This window comes from Kaistella sp. (genome assembly GCF_049588135.1).
In the GTDB taxonomy this organism is placed as follows: Bacteria; Bacteroidota; Bacteroidia; order Flavobacteriales; family Weeksellaceae; genus Kaistella.
Map to the genome: position 1 here is coordinate 1 of NZ_JBAVFG010000166.1, position 3,886 is coordinate 3,886.

The following is a 3,886-nucleotide window of genomic DNA, read 5'->3' on the forward strand; positions in this document are numbered from 1 at the left end:
TTTTTCAACAATCGAATACGCTTCCGGATGAACTGCCGAATTATCCAAAGGATTTTTGGCATTCGTAATTCTAATAAAAGCTGCGGCTTGTTGATACGCTTTTTCGCCCAATCGTGGGACTTTTTTCAATTGTTTTCGGTCTTCGAAAGCTCCATTTTCTGTGCGGTAATTCACAATGTTTTCTGCCATCTTTTCGCCAATTCCCGAAACGTAACTCAATAAAGATTTGCTCGCCGTATTCAAATTAATTCCCACCGAATTCACACATTTCATCACGGTAGCATCGAGTTCGTTTTTCAATTGCGTTTGATCCACATCGTGTTGGTATTGCCCAACTCCAATCGATTTCGCATCAATTTTAACGAGTTCAGCCAAAGGATCCGACAATCTTCTTCCGATCGAAATCGCGCCACGAACAGTGACATCATAATTCGGAAATTCATCTCTCGCAATTTTACTCGCCGAATAAACGGAAGCTCCAGCTTCGGAAACGATGAAAACTTGCGGTGGTTTGTCGAAGGCAATTTTTTTGATAAAAAATTCGGTTTCCCGGCTCGCAGTTCCATTGCCAATCGAGATTGCGTTAATATTAAATGAATTCACAAGGGAACGGATTTTCTTCATCGCCATTCCCGTTTCGTTTTGTGGCGCGTGCGGATAAATGGTTTCGTTGTGCAGCAAATCTCCTTTTTCGTCGAGGCAAACGATTTTGCAACCGCTTTTAAAACCAGGATCAATCGCTAAAATTCGCTTTTCACCCAAAGGCGAATCGAGTAGGAGTTGGCGCAAATTATCAGAGAATATTTCGATGGCTTTTTGATCGGCTTTTTCTTTCGCTTCTTGCAAAGTTTCGTTTGAAATAGCGGGTTCCAGCAATCTTTTGTAAGAATCTTTAATGGCTAAAGCAATTTGATAGGCACATTCGTTATTGGATTTAATAATGGAATTTTCAATAAATTCAATCGCTTCGTCTTTATCAATTTCGATGTTGGTTTTCACAAAACCTTCCGTTTCTGCACGCAACATCGCCAACAATCGGTGCGACGGAATTCGGTTTAAACTTTCTTCCCAATCGAAATATTGCTTGAATTTCTGGGCGGTTTCTTCTTCCAATTTGCTTTTTACGGCTTTAGAAGAAATCATTGCTTTTCGTTGAAAAAGACGGCGCAGATTTTTTCGGACATGCATATTTTCATTAATCCATTCCGCCATAATATCTCGTGCGCCTTGCAACGCTTCTTCTTCAGACGAAACCAAATCATTCAAATATCGGGAAGCCAAGTGTTGAAGGTCGTTCGCATTCTGACTCATAATCATTTTCGCCAAAGGTTCCAGCCCTTTTTCTTTTGCAGCATCGGCTTTTGTTTTCCGCTTTTTCTTGAAAGGCAAATACAAATCTTCCAATTCCTGAAGATCAAAACTCGCCTCAATTCTTTGTTTTAAATCGGGGTTTAAAGCATTCTGTTCTTTAATCGATTTAAGAATCGTTTCTTTCCTTTTGATGATTTCTTCAAACTGTTTGTTGAGTTTTGAAATCTGTTCAATTTGCACTTCATCTAAATTTCCGGTTGCATCTTTTCGATACCGGGAAATAAAAGGAATCGTGCAATCTTCTGCCAAAAGTTTCAAAGTGGCATTGATGTTTTTTTCGGATATATGGAGGGAGATTTTAATAAAATCGATCGTGTTCATTGCTTATTTTTTGGAAGCGCTAAAATAAGAACTTTAGAAGGAAAAATGCTTTCATTCTATTTAACTTGAGTTGCGAACCTTTTTAAATTTAAAATAATGCCATTAAACATTCCGAAGCTGGACAAAAACTCATTAAAGCAGATAAAATTAAATTTCCGATACAAGATTTCGGAATAGGAATTGATGCAAAGTACCAATCGAAAATCTTCGAATGGTATTTTCAAGTCCCCGAAGATCATCAAAATGGAACAGGACTCGGATTGGCAATCAGCAAAAATTTTATAGAAAAACAAGGTGGCGAAATTGGCGTAGAAAGCGAAGGAAATGGCGGAAGTATCTTTTGGATAACTTTATAAAGAAGGTGTAAAACAAAAATTTAATTCAACGCCAACAGAACTATTTTGGCAATAAAAAAAGCTGCGAAAATTTCCGCAGCTTTTATATTTGAAAGAAAAATTATTTTGCATTAGGACAAATCACTTTCATCTGTGTACGTCTGTTAACTTGGTGCTCTGCTTCTGTACAAGGAACACCTTTTGCACATTTATTGAGCAGGTGGGTATCTCCATATCCTTTCGCAATCAATCTAGATCTGCTAATATCCCGTGAAATAATGTACTCTACAGCACTTTCTGCTCTTCGCTGGGACAGTTTTAGATTATAAGCATCTGATCCTCTCGAATCGCAATATGAAGATAATTCAACAATTACTTCTGGATTATCTTTCATAAACTGTACGAGTCTGTCGAGTTCTGGTTTCGCATCTTCACGAATGAAAAATTTATTAAAATCATAAAGAATATTTTTCAGAATAATAGAATCATTACATCCCGCTTTATCCATACAAATCGCCATTGGAATCGACTGAGAGTCGCCTATATTGTAGTCATTCATATTTAATGTTACTGTTTGCGACATAAAATTTGATTTCTTACCGTATACCGTGTAAGACGTTTGTGGCATTGCGGCGAAGCTAAATCCACCATTGCTGTCGGTATTTACTGTTTCTACATTTCCGGTACTGTTATTTTTCACCATCATCCTTGCGTTGCCGACTGGTTCACCTGTTTTACAGTCAGATGCATTACCCATTACATAAAAATTATCGTTGATTAGAAAAATCTCTTTTGTAATACCACCGCCGTTCGCACAGTTACCAAATTCTGAAATATCAATTAGGTTTCCATTTAAATCTCTTCCCTGATAATTTCCGGAAATCGTATAATTTCCTTTTCCAATTGATGTGAAAGTTAGAGAACCAGATTCGTCGGTGACTCCATTTTGTAAGATATTACCATTTTCATCTAATAGAATGATGTTTGCATTCGCAATTGCTCTTTGGGAATTCTTATCTTTCGCCATCACCGTAATTAGACATTCAACTGGTTGTGGTTCCAATATAACTGCTTCTGCTTTTTTATTAAATTTAAATACCAATCCTGCAAAAATACCTACAGATTGCAGAGATTCTCTCCTAGGTTCAACTCTTTGTACAAAATTAGCAGGATCAATCACTATAGGACTTCCCGCTGTTCGATTAATATCATAGTATCCGGCGGTCAGGTTTAATCCTCTATTTTTTAAATCGGGGGTTCTAAAATGATCCATATAATAACCACCGAGGGTAAAACCTATATTTCTACTAAAGAAATAATTGTACTGCAAAGAGGCTTTCCCAGCAAAAACATTCTGTTCATCGAAGCCCCCATGATAATTAAGCAAAACCCTCCCTAGATTAGACGCTCCTTCTAATCTCGTTTCTCCACCTTTTATAGAAGATAATCCTACTCTTAACTTCAGTTCGAAATCTGATCTTGGAGTCATCAGGAATCTGAAATCTGGACCTATTCCGTAGAATAAACGCGTAATTTTATGTTCATCAAGATTTATCGAACCAATTGGTTGGTTATTAACGGTAACTAAATCTGCCGTTGGAAATCTATTTTTCGGTTTGTTTTGAATATAATCAAAATCGCCACCCAAACCGAACCAATTCCAGTAATAATCTACTGAAGCACCTCCTTCAAATCCTCCATTATGATTAATAAATCGGGTATCATGTTTAAAAGTAGGAAAGTCGTAGCCACCTCTCAAAGAGATTCTTAATCCAGAATTATCTGCAGGATTAATTATAGGACTTGCAATTTGAGCAAACATTTGTCCATAAATTCCTATTAGAAATAAGAGACTGAGT

At 37.1% G+C, this 3,886-nt stretch carries 3 protein-coding genes; 1 reads left to right on the plus strand and 2 read right to left on the minus strand.

Annotation, left to right across the window (positions count from 1 at the left end; all coding sequences use genetic code 11):
• A partial coding sequence (locus tag WBY99_RS09305) for a helix-hairpin-helix domain-containing protein (RefSeq protein WP_423976054.1) occupies positions 1-1,692 on the minus strand: 1,692 nt, incomplete at its 3' end.
• A 101-nt stretch (positions 1,693-1,793) separates the two neighbouring features.
• On the opposite strand from WBY99_RS09305, the gene WBY99_RS09310 reads away from it, so the two are divergent.
• On the plus strand, positions 1,794-2,048 hold the full coding sequence (locus tag WBY99_RS09310) for an ATP-binding protein (protein ID WP_423976056.1): 255 nt from the start codon (positions 1,794-1,796) through the stop codon (positions 2,046-2,048).
• Between the two features lie 100 nt (positions 2,049-2,148).
• Here the strand turns inward: WBY99_RS09310 and WBY99_RS09315 are convergent.
• The coding region (locus tag WBY99_RS09315) for a carboxypeptidase regulatory-like domain-containing protein (protein ID WP_423976055.1) at positions 2,149-3,886 on the minus strand (1,738 nt) is incomplete at its 5' end.